A 14,726-nucleotide genomic window follows, 5' to 3' on the forward strand; every position below is an offset into this window, starting at 1 on the left:
CCAGCCACAGGTATCGACTCATGATCCGCAAGACTTGCACTTTGCTGTTACTCAGCCCGTTGTTCCTGGGCGCTTCCCTGGCCCAGGCCGCCGACACGGTAAAGATCTACAACTGGTCGGACTACATTGCCCCGGACACCACCAAACAGTTCCAGAAGGAAACCGGGACAGGGTTCACCTACGACGTCTACGACAGCAACGAGACCCTGGACGGCAAGCTGATGACCGGTAAATCCGGTTACGACGTGGTGTTCCCCTCCAACCATTTCATGGCGCGGCAGATCCAGGGCGGGGCGTTGAAGAAGCTCGACAAGAGCCAGTTGCCCAACTGGAAAAACCTCAACCCGGTGCTGCTCAAGGCGCTGGAGGTCAACGATCCGGGCAACCAGCACGGTTTTCCGTACCTGTGGGGCAGCACCGGGATTGGCTACAACGTGGCCAAGGTCAAGGAAGTGCTGGGGGATGACGCACCGCTGGACTCCTGGGACCTGATCTTCAAGCCCGAGTACATGCAGAAGCTGCAGAAGTGCGGGGTAGCGATTCTCGACAACGGCCCCGAACTGATTCCCACGGCCTTGAATTACCTGGGGCTGCCACACCACAGCAAGAACCCGGCGGACTACAAGAAAGCCGAGGCGCTGCTGATGAAGGTCCGGCCTTATGTCAGCTACTTCCATTCGTCGAAGTACACCAGTGACCTGGCCAACGGCAATATCTGCGTGGCGGTGGGTTTCTCCGGGGACATCCTGCAAGCGGAGAGTCGGGCCAAGGAAGCGAACAATGGGGTGGAGATCGGCTATTCGATTCCCAAGGAAGGCACGCCGATCTGGTTCGACATGGTGGCCATGCCGGTGGACGCACTGGATGAGAAGGCCGGTTACGCCTTCATGAACTACCTGCTGCGTCCGGACGTGATGGCCAGCATCAGCAATTACGTGCATTACGCCAATGGCAACCAGCAAGCCGATGGTCTTGTCGACCCGGCGATCAAGAACGACACCAAGGTCTATCCGAGCCCGGCCATGATGGACAAGTTGTTTGCCCTGGAAGCCATGCCGCTGGACATCGACCGTATCCGCACCCGCTTGTGGAACAAGATCCGCAGCGGCAGCTGATCCCCTCCAACGAATCAGCCCCGCCGATTTTTGTAGGAGCCGGCTTGCCGGCGAAGAGGCCTCAGAGGCGAGCACTGCCCTTGAGGACGCCTTCGCTGGCAAGCCAGCGCCTACAATTGGCTGTTTTCCGGGAGCAGGGCGCCGCCGTCCACTATCAGGGTCTGGCCGGTGATGTAGCCGGCCTGTTGCGAGGCCAGGAACAACATGGCGTAGGCAATGTCTTCAGGCGTTCCCAGGCGCCCAAGGGGAATGCCCCTGGACAAAGTCGCGGCGTCGCCGAGGTTGTCCATGGCTTGGGTGGCGATAAGCCCGGGCTCGACGCCGTTGACGGTGATTCCGTACTCCGCCAGTTCCAGTGCCGCTGCGCGAATGAAGCCATTGACCCCGGCCTTGGACGCCGCGTAATGGGCCAGTCCGGGAATCGCCGTGCGTGGACCGGTCACCGATGAGGTGACGACGATCCGTGGTGCTCGGGCCCGACGTAGCGCCGGCAAGGCTGCCTGGGTCAGCCAGAAGCAGCTTTTCAGATTCACCGCCAAGGTGCTGTCGAGGGTCTGGTCCTCAAGCTCGGCCAGCTTCTGCATGGGAAAGATCCCGGCGTTGTGCAGCAGCAGGTCCAGGCCGCCAAAGGCCTCCAGGGTCGCCGTTACCGCCTGTTCGGCGGCGGCCCGGGTGCTGAGGTCCAGGGTCAGCAGTTCCGCCGTTCCGCCGGCCTGACGAATCAGGCGTTGGGTTTCGGCGCCTGACGCAGCGCTGCGGGTGGCCAGCATGACTTTGGCGCCCCTGGCAGCGAACACCTGGGCGGTCGCCCGGCCAATACCCTGGCCCGAGCCGGTGATCAGGGCGATACGCCCGTGAGCATCCTGGCTCATGACTGGACTCCTGGCAGGACCTGGGCCAGGCACTGGTCCAGCAACCGATTGTGCAGATCGACCTGCTCCTCGCGGGTGGCCGGACACATCAGGGCCATGTTGTGGAATGGGGTCAACAGCACCCCGCGATTGAGCAGGTACAGGTGCAGGTACGCCTCGATCAGACCATGGCGGGCGTGGTGGGCTTCGCCACCGTTGCGCGGAGGCTGCTGCATGAACAGGTATTCGACCCGGGCACCGATACGGGTCACATGCCAGGGCAAGCGGTGCTTGCCAATGATGCTGTCGACGCCGGCTCGCAGGCGTTCTGCGAGGAGGAACATGCGTGCGTAGTTTTCATCGTTCATCACTTCGCTGAAGGTGGCGCGCATGGCGGCCATTTGCAGAGCGTTGCCGGCCAGGGTTCCACCGAAGCCGAAGTGATTGATCGCCTGGCCCGGCTGGAAATGTGGCAGTACCCGCCAGATCCGCTCGGCCATGGCCTGGCTGGTGCCCCAGACGGCGGTGGGAATGCCCCCGGCGATGGATTTTCCCAGGACGAAGAAGTCCGGCTGCAAGCCATGCTCGCCGCAATAGCCCCCCGGTCCACAGGACAGGGTATGGGTTTCGTCAATGATCAGCGGCACGTCATAACGCTGGGTCAACTGCCGCAAGCCGTCATGGAAGCCCGGGGCCGGTGGCACCATGCCCACGTTGGTCATGAAGGGCTCGCTCAGCACGGCGGCCACGTCGCCGTGGGCCAGGGCCGCTTCCAGGGCCGACAGGTCGTTGAATTCCACCAGTCGGGTGGTGGAGTCGTGCTGCAAGCCGTTGGGGTGCACGCCGTCCCGGGGAATCATCTGTCCCTGGGCGTCGAACTCCACCTGGGATTCGTCAACGCTGCCGTGGTAGTTGCAGTTGAACACCAGGACCTTCTGCCGTCCGGTGATCATTCGGCACAGGCGCAGGACAAAGCGGTTGGCATCGGTGGCTGAAGTGGTGACCTGCCAGTAGGGCAGGCCAAAGCGTCGGGTCAGCTCCTTGCCGACCCACAAGCTGTCGGCGGTGGGCAGCATCAACGTCGAGCCATGCAGTGCCTGTTCGGCAATGGCTGCGGCTACCGCCGGCTGGGCATGGCCGAACATGGCGCCCGTGTCGCCCAGGGCAAAGTCCACGTACTCGCGGCCGTCGCAATCGGTGAGGGTCGCACCACGGGCATCCGCCACCATGATCGGGTAGGCGCCGGGCCATTGCTGCATCCAGTGCAGCGGCGCGCCGTATAGCCAGTGCTTGAGGTTTTCCTGATAGAAGGCGCCGGAGCGCGGGTGTTGCTCGGCAAACAGCTGAAGTTCGGACTGGTAGCAGCTGGCGACGCGTTGCAGATCAAGGCCCAGAGTCATGGGAGTGTCCTATGAAAAGCGTTGCAGGCTGGCGCTAGGGCAAGCCTGCAGCGGTACGGAATTAGGGGTGCTGGGTTCGGTTGAGTACTTGGGCCAGGGCGCCCACCGGGAAGTTGGCGGCATGACTGAAGTCTGCACCCTGGTAACCGAAGATCTTGCCGTCGGTGCGCCCGGCCTTGAGGTCGATGAGCACCAGACCCAGGGTCGGGACGATCTTCTCGCGCCAGACAAACAGGTACAGCTGCTCGTCGATCTTGTAGTAGTGACAGCGGTCGGTGTCCGCCAGGCCTTGCTCGACACCCCTGAGGCACTGCCAGCTATAGAAGTTGGCATTCAGGTAGATGTGCTCGTAGGCCTCGCTGGCGCTGTAGACATACTGGTTGCGCAGGCCGATCAGTTCGGCGGTGGGCGTATGTCGCGCAGTCTCGGTCGTGGGCACGGCATCGATTGCGCCGTGGAGGAACTGCGCCTTGACCGAGGTCAGCTCACCGCCGGCCAGGGCCCGGCTGAACAGGTCGACGCTGCACTCGGCCTGGCTCGGCATCTGGCCGACCACGGCGGTGAAACACCGGCGCTCAAGGTCGAGAATCAGGCTCACCGAGTGGGGCTGGCCATGCTCCAGCTTGAGAAAGTCCACCAGGTAGATACCGGGGCGCACCGAGGTTGCGCGATAGGGTAGATCGTCACTGGCAGGCTGGCCGACGCTGTTCCAGCGCAGGGTGTCGGCAGCGAAGTGGTGTTCGATCTGCCAGCCATTGTCGAAGTGCAGGGTCAGGGTGCGACCGGACAGATCATCCACCCTCGCAAGGATGTGATTGTCGTCTGCAAAACCGTCCGCCAGGGCGCCGACGGTGATCCATTCAGGTTGCTGATTCATGGCAAGGCTCTTGTCCGGGAAAGGAGAACCCCATGTTCTGCCTGGGAGCCGGTGCTGCCCATCAACCGAATGGTTGAGCCTGTGGCCCTTTACAAGAACAGCGCGCTCACCAGCTCCGTACGATTGCCGACCCCGACCTTGCGAAACAGGTTGATCAGGTGGGTCTTGACCGTGGGCAGCCCCAGGTCCAGGCGCCTGGCGATGCTCTTGTTGTCGGCGCCATCGCGCAGCAGCCAGGCGATCTCCCGTTCCCTGGGGGTGAGGTTGGCCAGACGTTCGTCGACCTGGGAGTAGGGTGCCAGGGCAGCGATTTCCAACAGGCCCTGCAAGGCATGCAGGGTACCCAGTTCGTCGACACTGAAATGCCCCAGGGCGTTGTCCCGCAACAACGACAGGCCGGCGACGGGCCGTTCACCATCACAGGCGAGAATCTCCACTACATCCAGTACCCCGTGGCGTTGCAGGAATCCCTGGTAGACCTCGGTTGCATGACGGCCCTGCTGGGCCATGCCCATGTGCAGCGAAAGCACTGGGCGCCCGGCGGCGGCGCAGTTGCGTGGCTGCAGCGGGTCGTAGTGGCGGTAGCGTTGCAAGTAGGCCTGGTGCATTTGTTCGGGCATGCGGTACAGCGAGAAGTCCCGCGCCTGCAGGTTCGGATCGATGCGGTAGAAGGCGCAGAGGGTGGCGGGGACCACCCGGGTGAAGGCGGCGATGCAGCGTTGCCCCAGTTCATGGGCCCCGGGCAAGGAGGTGGGCGCAATCATTGGATAGCTCCTGGCTGCCGGCTGGGCAGTGGCTCGGGTGGTTGGAGGCTGCGACGGGGGGGCGGTGTCCGTGTCAGGGCGAGTGAATACCAGAGGTGAAGCGCCTGGCAAGTAGGGATGTAGCGCAGGCTGCGGTCGCTGTTGCATCGACCGCAGCCTGTTGCAACGATTAGCGGCGGGCCTTGCTCAAACCCTCGGCCAGGGCATCGACTATGGCATCCACCTGTGGCTGCTGGATCACCAAGGGCGGCGAAAGAATGATCTTGGTGCCCACTGGACGCACCATGACGCCATTGTCCCGGGCAATTTGCGCCACCTGATTGGCATAGCCGCTCATGGGGTCAATGGGTTCGCGAGTGGTCTTGTCCGCCACCAGATCCAGGGCCAGCATCAGGCCCTGGCCCCGCACCTCGCCGACGCTGTCGAAGCGATCGACGAAGGGCCGCAGCTTGTCCAGCATGTAGTCGCCCATCTTCGCCGCGTTGGCCGGCAGGTCCTCCTTGACCACGATATCCAGGCACGCCAGGGCTGCAGCACAGGCTACCGGGTGTCCGGAGTAGGTGTAGCCGTGCATGATGGCGCCGGTAAAGTTGGCGTTTTTCTCGAAGGCGGCCTCGATCCGCCGGTTGACCACGGTCGCTCCCAGGGGGATGTAGCCCGAGGTGATGCCCTTGGCCAGGCACATGATGTCGGGTTTGACGCCCCACAAGCGGCTGCCGAACATCGATCCGCTGCGGCCGAAGCCGGTGACCACCTCGTCGGCGATCAGCAGGACGCCGTACTTGTCGCAGACTTCGCGGATCAGCGGCCAGTAGTTGGCGGGGGGCACTATCACGCCGCCGGCGCCCTGGATCGGCTCGGCAATGAAGGCGGCCACGGTGTCCGGGCTCTGGAACTGGATCTCCCGCTCCAGCAGGTCGGCGCAGATCTTGCCCAGCTCTTGCGGGTCCTGGCTGTAGGGGTTGCGGTACAGCCAGGGTGTGTCGATGTGGTAGCAACCAGGCAGCAATGGTTCGTAGTTGCGGCGGAACACGGTGTTGCCGTTGACCGAGGCACCACCGAAGTGAGTGCCGTGGTAGCCCTGGCGCAGGGAAATGAACTTGGTGCGGTCGGCCTGGCCTTCGAGCTTCCAGTACTGGCGGGCCAGCTTCAGGGCACTTTCGATGGCATCCGAACCGCCGGAACTGAAGGACACCCGGGACATGTCCTCGGGCTCCAGCAGGTTCATCAGCACCCGGGACAGTTCTTCGGCACGAGGGTGGCTGACCCCGTCGAACAGCTGGAAATACTCCAGCTCATCGAGCTGTGCGGTGATGGCCGCTTTCACTTCCTTGCGGTTGTGGCCGACGTTGACGTTCCACAGCCCGGCGACGCCATCCACCAGCTGGTGGCCTTTGTCGTCATAGACATAGCAACCATCGCCACGGACGATGCGGATCGGTTCGCGTTGCTTCATTTCGTTGGGGTGCAGCATGGGGTGCCAGAAACGGCTTGCTTCGCTCACGTTGAGTCTCCTGAAAACGCACGGACAGCGTGGAGCTATTAGTGCGTCATTTGTGGGCTCCTGGCTTGCCTCTGTGTGCCAGGACATTTGACCCAGGCTGCCAGTGGCGGCTTGGCGGGTGTCGCTGCCGCCCATTCGCAGGGTCTGGCTTGCCAGCGAAAGCGTCCGTGCAGGCTGTGCAAGACTTTCGGGCCTGTTCGCCGGCAAGCCGGCTCCTACAGGGAGCTGCACGGTCTATCTGCCTGCTGTAGGAGCTGGCTTGCCAGCGAAGGCGTCGGCCCGGGCGCTGCAAGACTTTCGGGCCTGTTCGCCGGCAAGCCGGCTCCTACGGGGAACTGCACGGTGTATCTGACTGCTGTAGGAGCTGGCTTGCCAGCGAAGGCGTCCGCCTGGGCGCTGCATGACTTTCGGGCCTGTTCGCCGGCAAGCCGGCTCCTACGGTCTGCGTAGGTGCCGATGGCGCTGGCAGCCAGGGCCAAGTTTTGCGGCAGCCAGAATCAAGACGGCATCCGACTTTGGGCTCAAAGTCCACCTCGAACAAGGTCTACCTGCGAGGAATCAAGATGAGCGTTGCCATCGACCCACGTGTCGCTGCATTCATAGACAGTCAGCACGGTCTGCTGATTGACGGTCTCAGCCAGCCAGCACTCTCCGGAGCGCGGATGCCGGTGTACAACCCCGCCAGTGGCGAGCAGTTGACCCAGGTTGCCGCCGCCGCCCAGGCTGATGTGGATCTGGCGGTGGGGTCCGCGCGCCGGGCCTTCGAAGGCAGTTGGAAGACGTTGCGTCCCGCCGATCGTGAGCGTCTGCTGTTGAAGCTGGCGGATCTGCTGGAAGCCAATGGCGAGGAGCTGGCTCAACTGGAGACCCTCAACAACGGCCAGTCGATCCATCTGGCCCGGGCCCTGGAGGTGGGTGCGGCGGCGGAGTTCACCCGCTACATGGCCGGCTGGGCCACCAAGATCGAAGGCAAGAGCCTGGATGTGTCCATCGCTGCGGTGCCGGGGGCACAGTACCGGGCCTATACGGTGCCGGAGCCGGTGGGCGTGGTGGGGGCCATTGTGCCGTGGAATTTTCCGTTGCTGATGGCCATCTGGAAAATCGTCCCGGCCCTGGCTTGTGGCTGCACCGTGGTACTCAAGCCGGCCGACGAGACCCCGCTGACCGCGCTGCGCCTCGGCCAGCTTTGCCTGGAAGCGGGGATCGCCCCCGGCGTGGTCAACGTGGTGACCGGCAGTGGTGCCCAGGCCGGTGCCGCGCTGGCTGCCCATCCGGGGATCGACAAGCTGGCGTTCACCGGTTCGACCCAGGTCGGCAAGCTGATCGGCCACGCTGCAGTGGACAATATGACGCGCTTTTCCCTGGAATTGGGCGGCAAGTCGCCGGTGATCGTTCTGGACGACTGCGATCCGCAGACTGCGGCCGCTGGGGCTGCCGGGGCCATCTTCTTCAATCAGGGGCAGGTCTGCACGGCGGGCTCGCGGTTGTATATCCAGCGCGGGATCTACGCCGAAGTGCTGGAGCGTCTGGTCGCCATCGCCGAATCCTTGAGCATTGGCCCGGGGTTGGACGAGCAGGCACAGATCAATCCGCTGATTTCTGCCAAACAGCAGAAGCGCGTGCTGCAGATGGTCCAGCGTGGGGTCGAGGAGGGCGCCAAGGTGCTCTGTGGTGGAGTCGCCCATGGCGAACAGGGCTTTTATGTCCGTCCCACGGTGGTGGCCAACGTCAACGCCAACCTGCAGCTGGTGCGCGAGGAGATCTTCGGCCCGGTGGTGGTCGCGACGCCTTTCGACTCACTGGAGGAAGTGGTGGCCCTGGCCAATGACAACCAGTACGGGCTGGGGGCGAGTATCTGGTCCAACGATCTGAGTCAGGTCATGCAGCTTATTCCACAGATCAAGGCCGGCACCGTTTGGGTCAACACCCACAACATGCTGGACCCGTCGATGCCCTTCGGTGGTTACAAGCAATCGGGCATGGGGCGCGAGATGGGCCATGCGGCCATCGAGGCCTATACCGAGAACAAATCGGTGTGCATCGCTTATTGAGCGCGCCCCACGCAGACGCCTTTGCCGGCCAGCCGGTTGACTGTAGGAGCCGGCTGGCCGGCGAAGAGGCCCCCGAGACAGGTGTCACTCTCATGGGCGCCTTCGCTGGCAAGCCAGCGCCTACGGGGCGTGAACATGATTTCAGCTGCGTCAGACAGCCAAGCTCTGCGCCCTTGCCGGGCGTGCCCTTGAAATGCCTAGAACAACAATCATCAACCCATGCTTTCGAGGTTTACCATCATGTCGCTCAACGACAGACTCAACCACCACCTGGATCAGGGCGTGGTCGGCTTTCCCACCGCGCTGGCCAGTGCCGTGGGCCTGATCATGGCCAGCCCGGTGATCCTTACTGCCACCACCGGATTCGGTATCGGTGGTGGAGCATTCGCCGCAGCGATGGTGATCGCCCTGCTGATGATGCTGGCGCAATCCACCACGTTCGCCGAAGCGGCTTGCCTGCTGCCCACCAATGGCTCGGTCTATGACTACCTGGCCTGTGGCCTGGGCCGTTTCTTCGCCATCACCGGCACCTTGTCCGCCTACCTGATCGTGCATGTGTTTGCCGGGACGGCGGAAACCATTCTCAGCGGCGTCATGGCCCTGGTGAATTTCGAATCCCTCAATACCCTGCTGGAACAGAGCGGCAGCGCCTGGCTGGTAGGTGTCGGGCTGGTGCTGTTTTTCGGCCTGCTCAACGCGGTGGGCATCACCGCTTTCAGTCGCGCCGAGGTGATCCTGACCTTCGGCATGTGGACCACCCTGATCATCTTTGGCGTGCTCGGGGTCATCAAGGCCCCGGCGGTGGCGCTCGATGGCTGGTTCGGTGCTTCCATGGTGGGGACCGACCTGTCGACCATCCTGTCCTTGGTGGGCATGGCCATGTTCATGTTCGTCGGCTGCGAGTTCGTCACCCCCCTGACCCCGGATGTGCGCAAGGCTGCCAGAACCATTCCCCGCGCCATGGCCCTCGGCCTGGTAGGCGTCGCGGTCTGTATGTTCATCTATGGCGCGGCCATGAAGCGTCAGGTGGAAAACATCGCCCTGAGTGAGGACGGCAGCGTGCATTTGCTGGATACGCCCATGGCCATCCCGCATTTCGCCGAGCAGATCATGGGGCCGTTTGGCCGCATCTGGCTGGGGATTGGCCTGCTGTTCGCCGGTGCCGCGACCATCAATACGCTGATGGCTGGCCTGCCGCGGATTCTCTATGGCATGGCCCTGGACGGTGCATTGCCCAAGGTCTTCACCTACCTGCACCCACGCTTCAAGACTCCGCTGCTGTGCATCGCCGTGGCGGTCCTGATTCCCTGTCTGCACGCCTGGTGGCTGGGTGGCAGCACCGACAGCATCATGCACCTGGTGCTGGCGGCGGTCTGTGCCTGGAGCACCGCTTACCTGCTGGTCACCTTGTCGGTGGTGATGTTGCGCATTCGCCGGCCGGATTTGCCGCGGGCTTATAAATCGCCATGGTTTCCGTTGCCGCAGATCCTGTCTTCGGTGGGGATTCTCCTGGGTATGTGGTTCATCACCCCCCCTGGGATGAATCCACGGGATATCTATGTGCCCTTCGGCAGCATGTTGGGCCTGACCGCTATCTACGCCCTTGTCTGGACCTTGCTGGTACAGAAGGTCAATCCGTTTCGTCCGGTGCCGGTGGAGGAGGTGCTGGAACAGGCGCTGAACCTTGCACCGGAAGATGTCCCAAACCCTCGGGAGGCCCTGTCTGATGAATCTTTCAAGCTGGCGACAAAACCTCTTTGAATTTTGGCACCGGGCACCCTCGGGCTATCGCCCGGGGGTCACCCTGGGTCAGGTGCGACGGGATCTGGCGGGCCTCGATTTCACCCCTCGCGCTGTTGGGCGTGGTGTTTTCCATTGCCCGAAAAGCGCTCTGGAGTTCGAAGTACGGGAGCGCCCCCAGGCGCAGTTCCTGATGCATCTCGTGGTCTGTGAGTGGCGTCTGCGGGTGCCCAGTGAGCGTCCCGGACAGGCGCGGATCGGCCTGCGCCATACCGGGACAATTCGTCGACAGGGCGTCGCCGCGCGATTGCTTGCGGGAGAAGCAGGGCAATGGGCGCCCCTGCTGCAGAGGTTGTGCAGTGATCAACCACTGCTGGAACGGCTGCTGCCACTGGACTTCAAGCACCTTGAGCTGTGGCGGGATGAACAGGGCTGGCAAGTGCGCCTTGAACACTTTGGCGCCAGCGAGGTGGTCAATCGTTTACCGGGGTTCAGACGCTATATCCGCTTGAGTGCTGAACAGCGGGTGGCGTTATTGGGCAGCTTCACTGAGTTGTACAAGCTTCTACGAGAATTCTGACCGACATAACCGTAAGCACTGGCATACACCCTGCTTAAGCCATAACAGACTATCCATGCTGTCAGGCTCCTTGCCTGACAAATAGATAACATGTTAATGATATCGCCATAACAACAACGGCGGTCTGAACCGGCTTATGGAGGTGCACAGTGCTTGCTTCGCATAGTTTCAGTTCCTGGGTAGGTGCCCTGCAGGGTGTCTGTGGTCGATTCGACGCCCGTCCGGCGCGCAATCCCGCCTTGTTTATCGGAGAAGTGGGTTTACAGGATTATGCCGGGCTGGAGGTGGCGCAGATCCGCACCAATGCCGGGCTGATCTCCCGTCAGAGCACCAAGGTCGACCATGAGGACGATCGCCATTGTTTCCTGATCATCCAGCGCAGTGGCCACGCTCGCCTGAGCCAGGATGGCGAGAGTATTGAGCTGGCCCCCGGCGACATGGCGTTGCTGGATTCGGCCGGCGCTTGTGAAATCGTGCCCCACGGCCTGATCGAGCACGCCTCGTTCCACCTGTGCCGAGAAGAGGTGTACCGGCATCTGCCGGCCCAGCAGCGCAAGTTCGGCAAGTTGTCGCAAAACTGCGCCAGTGGCCGCTTGATGCGTTTGCTGGTGGAGCAGATCTGCGCCGGCGATCTGCAGGGGTGTGCAGCGCAGCAGGAGGGGCAGGCTCTGCAGGAGGCCCTGATCGCCTTGCTTGGGCCAACCCTGCGTCAGACGGCCAGTACCCTGGATGGCTTTGACGATAACCTGCATGGCCAATGCCTGCGTGATCAGGCTCGGCAACTGATCAATCAATCCCTCAATGAGCCGGGCTTGACCCCGGTATCCCTGGCCGGGCAGTTGAACATTTCGGTGCGCCAGTTGTACCGGCTGTTTGAGGAACAGGGAGATAGCGTGTGTCGTTTCATCCAGCGCTCCCGGCTCAAGCGCAGCGCGGCGGACCTGAGCAACCCGCACCTGCGCAACGAATCCATTACCGACATCGCTTTCAAGTGGGGGTTTACCGATTCGGCGCATTTCAGCCGGACCTTCAAGAAGCATTTCGAACAATCGCCCCGTGACTTCCGCGCCCGCTCCCTGAACGCGTAGGCGCTGGAGTATCGCATCGCCCGACACTTCCGCTGGCGTTGTAGGCGCCGGCTCGCCGGCGAAGAGGTTCCTGAATTTTGTATTGCCCTCAAGGATGCCTTCGCTGGCCGTGTAGGAGCCGGCTTGCCGGCGAAGAGGTCCCTGAATTTTGCATTGCCCTTGAGGACGCCTTCGCTGGCAAGCCAGCTCCTACGGTAGGCAGGCATGCAGACATGCGGGTAGGTAGGTAGGTAGGTAGGTAGGTAGGTAGGTAGGTAGGTAGGTAGGTAGGTAGGTAGGTAGGTAGGTAGGTAGGTAGGTAGGTAGGCGGTCAGGTCTGCCGGCAGGTGAGAGCGCAGTAACGCGAGAAGACCGGCAACAGCAGCTTGAGCGGGGGCTTCAGGGATTGTCCAGGTCATGCCCCAGGGATTGGATGAACAACGAAAACAATTCGGGCTGGCTGGAGATATCCAGCTTGGCGTAGAGGTGCCGGCGGTGCACCTTGATGGTGTCCGGCGAGATCTTCAAACGCTCGGCCATGGCTTTGGAAGAAAAACCCCGGAGGATCAGCCGGGCAATCTCCAGCTCTCGGTCCGACAGCACCGCGCTGCCGAAATGGCTCAGGGCATCGCGAATCTGGCTGGCCATTTCCTCTGCAACCGGGGCCTGGGGACGTATCTGGCTGTGCTGCCAATGCTGTTGCATCAGTGGCAGCACCCAGGCCGCAAAGGTCGTGAGCTGGCCTATTTCTTCACGATTGAAGACCCGTTGGTTGCCCAGTGACAGGGACAGGGTGCCGGTATCGGGTAGTTGCAGGATGAATTGCACTTCATCTTCCAGGACGTTGTCGTGGAAGTAGCTGAGAAAGTACTCGCTCTGGCGGAAGTGGTCCGGGGCCACTTCTTCCAGACGGTACAGGCCGCTGGGGTAGCCCTCGCGACAGGCCTGGAAGAACGGGTCCAGCAGGTACAGGCCATTGAGGTAGGTGAGCATCGACGCCGGCTTGCTGCTGGGCTCCGCGTCATATTCTTCAAGGGCTCGGGGCGGGCCATCCACCGGGTAGAAGATCGCCAGGGCATTGTCGAACGGCGTGGCCTGGTGCAACAGCAGGATCAGCTGTTTCCAGAATCGCGGGTTGCCGATCAGCGTAAGGGTGCGACCCAGGCCGGCATGCATGCCGACTTCCCAGAACAGATTACTCAAAGTCCTTGCTCCCCTGATGCGCCGTAAGTGCCGTAGAACGGTGTCGTCGATTTGCCCATTGCCGTCAAGGGGAGTACTCCAATAGGGGAATTGGTCGCAGCCATGTGACTGCCTAGAGTAGCTCCCAGCAAGTGCGTCCCAGAGCGCACCCGCCCGATGGATTTCGTTTCTGCCTCAGACCAACAATAAACACGAGGATAACGATATGAGCTCTCCCTCCGCGCCCGACGGCGCGCTGAAACCAACCCTGAGTGTGTTCGATGTGGTGGCTATCACTGTCTCCGGTGTGACCCCCGCCAGTTCCGTGTTCGTGATCGCGCCCTTTGCCATCCACCAGGCCGGCAGCGGGGTGTTCCTGGCGTTCGTCATGGCCGGGTTGCTGGCATTGATGTTTGCCTTTTGCTACGCCGAGCTGGGTCGGGCCCATAACAGTGCCGGCGGTGAGTACGTCTACGCCAAGCGCGTGTTTGGTGGCATGGCCGGTTATGCCACCTTCCTCACGGTGCTGGTGATGCTGCTGTTCATCCCTCCGGTGCTGGCCACTGGCGCCGCCACCTATTTGAACAACGCCCTGGGTACGCACTTCGACTCTCAGACCGTAGCCCTGGTGATAGTGGTCTGCAGCTATCTGCTGGGCATTCTCAACATCAAGCTCAACGCCTGGATCACCGGTACTTGCCTGTTGCTGGAGGTAGCGGCGTTGCTGGTGATTGTCTGGCTGGGCTTTGGCAATGCCACGCAACCGGTGAGCATTCTCCTGCAGCCGCAGATCGTCGATCACGGTGCGCTGCAGATGGCGCCCTGGGCCCTGGTGATCGGTGCGGTGGGCATCGGCCTGTTTTCCTACAACGGCTACGGGCCGGCGGTGCTGCTGGCCGAAGACATGAAGTGCAAGGGGCGCGGCGTGCACAAGGCGGTGCTCTGGTCCCTGGTGCTGGTGGTGATCATCGAACTGGTGCCGCTTACCGCGCTGCTGATCGGCGCCCCGTCCCTGAGCGCGATGCTGGCCAGCCCAGATCCCATCGGCTACCTACTCACCAGCCATGGCAATGAAACCCTCGCCAGGGTCGTCAGTGGCGGGATCTTCCTGTCGGTGTTCAACGCCATTGTCGCCATCGTCATCCAGATCGGTCGCGTGGTGTTCAGCAGCGGCCGCGACGCCCTGTGGACGCCCACCGTCAACCGCCTGTTCACGCGGATCCATCCACGCTGGGACTCGCCATGGCTGGCTACGTTGTTCCTGGCGATTCCTTCGGCAGTACTCAGTTTTAGCTCGAATCTGGCGGACCTCACGTCCTTCAGCGTGTTGCTGATCATGCTGGTGTACCTGATCGTTGCCCTCAGCGCGCTGATGAGCCGGGTGCTGCTGCGCGACCGCGAGCATCCCTATCGCATGCCCCTGTGGCCTTTGCCGGCACTGTTGGCGGTGGTCGGCGCGGGGTATCTGCTGATCAATCTGTTCCTCGAGGCTTCCCTGCGGGACATCATGGTGATTATCGGGCTGCTGGCGCTGTCGGTGATTCTCTATGGCACCAATGGCCGGTACAGCCCGGCGTTCCAGAAATTGTAAGGAG

12 protein-coding genes are annotated in these 14,726 nt (G+C 62.3%); 6 read left to right on the plus strand and 6 right to left on the minus strand.

Features of this window, described 5'->3' with window-relative positions:
- The first annotated feature begins 20 nt into the window (after positions 1-20).
- On the plus strand, positions 21-1,115 hold the full coding sequence (locus ACSSVC_RS18445) for a polyamine ABC transporter substrate-binding protein (RefSeq protein ID WP_492611137.1): 1,095 nt from the start codon (positions 21-23) through the stop codon (positions 1,113-1,115).
- Between the two features lie 110 nt (positions 1,116-1,225).
- Here ACSSVC_RS18445 and ACSSVC_RS18450 read toward each other — a convergent pair whose 3' ends face one another.
- The 5 genes from ACSSVC_RS18450 to ACSSVC_RS18470 all read right to left on the minus strand — a co-directional run bounded on the left by ACSSVC_RS18450 (position 1,226) and on the right by ACSSVC_RS18470 (position 6,511).
- Positions 1,226-1,987: an SDR family oxidoreductase gene (locus ACSSVC_RS18450; protein ID WP_492611138.1), complete on the minus strand. Its 762-nt coding sequence runs from the start codon at positions 1,985-1,987 to the stop codon at positions 1,226-1,228.
- Positions 1,984-3,366, minus strand: coding sequence for an aspartate aminotransferase family protein (locus ACSSVC_RS18455; protein WP_492611139.1), 1,383 nt, complete (start codon positions 3,364-3,366; stop codon positions 1,984-1,986). The genes ACSSVC_RS18450 and ACSSVC_RS18455 overlap by 4 nt, the downstream gene beginning before the upstream one ends.
- A 61-nt stretch (positions 3,367-3,427) precedes the next feature.
- Complete coding sequence (locus ACSSVC_RS18460; RefSeq protein WP_346632856.1) at positions 3,428-4,243, minus strand: molybdenum cofactor biosynthesis F family protein; 816 nt, start codon at positions 4,241-4,243, stop codon at positions 3,428-3,430.
- Positions 4,244-4,332: 89 nt separating this feature from the next.
- On the minus strand, positions 4,333-5,007 hold the full coding sequence (locus tag ACSSVC_RS18465; protein ID WP_110651595.1) for a helix-turn-helix transcriptional regulator: 675 nt from the start codon (positions 5,005-5,007) through the stop codon (positions 4,333-4,335).
- Between the two features lie 169 nt (positions 5,008-5,176).
- Positions 5,177-6,511 (minus strand): aspartate aminotransferase family protein, encoded by a 1,335-nt coding sequence (locus tag ACSSVC_RS18470; RefSeq protein ID WP_346632858.1) that lies wholly within the window; start codon positions 6,509-6,511, stop codon positions 5,177-5,179.
- Positions 6,512-7,074: 563 nt separating this feature from the next.
- Here ACSSVC_RS18470 and ACSSVC_RS18475 point away from each other — a divergent pair.
- The 4 genes from ACSSVC_RS18475 (at position 7,075) to feaR (ending at position 11,970) form a co-directional block, all read left to right on the plus strand.
- Positions 7,075-8,562, plus strand: coding sequence for an aldehyde dehydrogenase family protein (locus ACSSVC_RS18475; protein WP_492611140.1), 1,488 nt, complete (start codon positions 7,075-7,077; stop codon positions 8,560-8,562).
- A 240-nt stretch (positions 8,563-8,802) separates the two neighbouring features.
- The gene (locus tag ACSSVC_RS18480; RefSeq protein WP_492611141.1) at positions 8,803-10,323 is read left to right on the plus strand and encodes an APC family permease; all 1,521 of its coding nucleotides are present in this window, start codon (positions 8,803-8,805) and stop codon (positions 10,321-10,323) included.
- Positions 10,289-10,882: a DUF3156 family protein gene (locus ACSSVC_RS18485; protein ID WP_346632861.1), complete on the plus strand. Its 594-nt coding sequence runs from the start codon at positions 10,289-10,291 to the stop codon at positions 10,880-10,882. Before ACSSVC_RS18480 ends, ACSSVC_RS18485 begins: the two co-directional genes overlap by 35 nt.
- A gap of 149 nt (positions 10,883-11,031) precedes the next feature.
- Positions 11,032-11,970, plus strand: a complete 939-nt coding sequence (feaR, locus tag ACSSVC_RS18490) for a transcriptional regulator FeaR (RefSeq protein ID WP_346632862.1) — start codon at positions 11,032-11,034, stop codon at positions 11,968-11,970.
- A 378-nt stretch (positions 11,971-12,348) separates the two neighbouring features.
- On the opposite strand, the gene ACSSVC_RS18495 is transcribed toward feaR, so the two are convergent.
- Positions 12,349-13,125, minus strand: coding sequence for a helix-turn-helix transcriptional regulator (locus tag ACSSVC_RS18495; protein ID WP_404939992.1), 777 nt, complete (start codon positions 13,123-13,125; stop codon positions 12,349-12,351).
- A gap of 232 nt (positions 13,126-13,357) precedes the next feature.
- Between ACSSVC_RS18495 and ACSSVC_RS18500 the strand changes: the two genes are divergently transcribed.
- Positions 13,358-14,722, plus strand: a complete 1,365-nt coding sequence (locus ACSSVC_RS18500) for an APC family permease (RefSeq protein ID WP_346632864.1) — start codon at positions 13,358-13,360, stop codon at positions 14,720-14,722.
- Positions 14,723-14,726 lie beyond the last annotated feature (4 nt).

This window comes from Pseudomonas sp. E1BtOHC1, assembly GCF_058744285.1.

Excerpts from the sequence above, each read along its gene's own strand:
- ACSSVC_RS18475 (WP_492611140.1), top strand. The coding sequence starts at position 7,075 with ATGAGCGTTGCCATCGACCCACGTGTCGCTGCATTCATAGACAGTCAG.
- ACSSVC_RS18460 (WP_346632856.1), bottom strand. The coding sequence starts at position 4,243 with ATGAATCAGCAACCTGAATGGATCACCGTCGGCGCCCTGGCGGACGGT.
- ACSSVC_RS18500 (WP_346632864.1), top strand. The coding sequence starts at position 13,358 with ATGAGCTCTCCCTCCGCGCCCGACGGCGCGCTGAAACCAACCCTGAGT.
- ACSSVC_RS18480 (WP_492611141.1), top strand. The coding sequence starts at position 8,803 with ATGTCGCTCAACGACAGACTCAACCACCACCTGGATCAGGGCGTGGTC.
- ACSSVC_RS18485 (WP_346632861.1), top strand. The coding sequence starts at position 10,289 with ATGAATCTTTCAAGCTGGCGACAAAACCTCTTTGAATTTTGGCACCGG.
- ACSSVC_RS18450 (WP_492611138.1), bottom strand. The coding sequence starts at position 1,987 with ATGAGCCAGGATGCTCACGGGCGTATCGCCCTGATCACCGGCTCGGGC.
- ACSSVC_RS18495 (WP_404939992.1), bottom strand. The coding sequence starts at position 13,125 with ATGCATGCCGGCCTGGGTCGCACCCTTACGCTGATCGGCAACCCGCGA.
- ACSSVC_RS18455 (WP_492611139.1), bottom strand. The coding sequence starts at position 3,366 with ATGACTCTGGGCCTTGATCTGCAACGCGTCGCCAGCTGCTACCAGTCC.
- ACSSVC_RS18465 (WP_110651595.1), bottom strand. The coding sequence starts at position 5,007 with ATGATTGCGCCCACCTCCTTGCCCGGGGCCCATGAACTGGGGCAACGC.
- ACSSVC_RS18445 (WP_492611137.1), top strand. The coding sequence starts at position 21 with ATGATCCGCAAGACTTGCACTTTGCTGTTACTCAGCCCGTTGTTCCTG.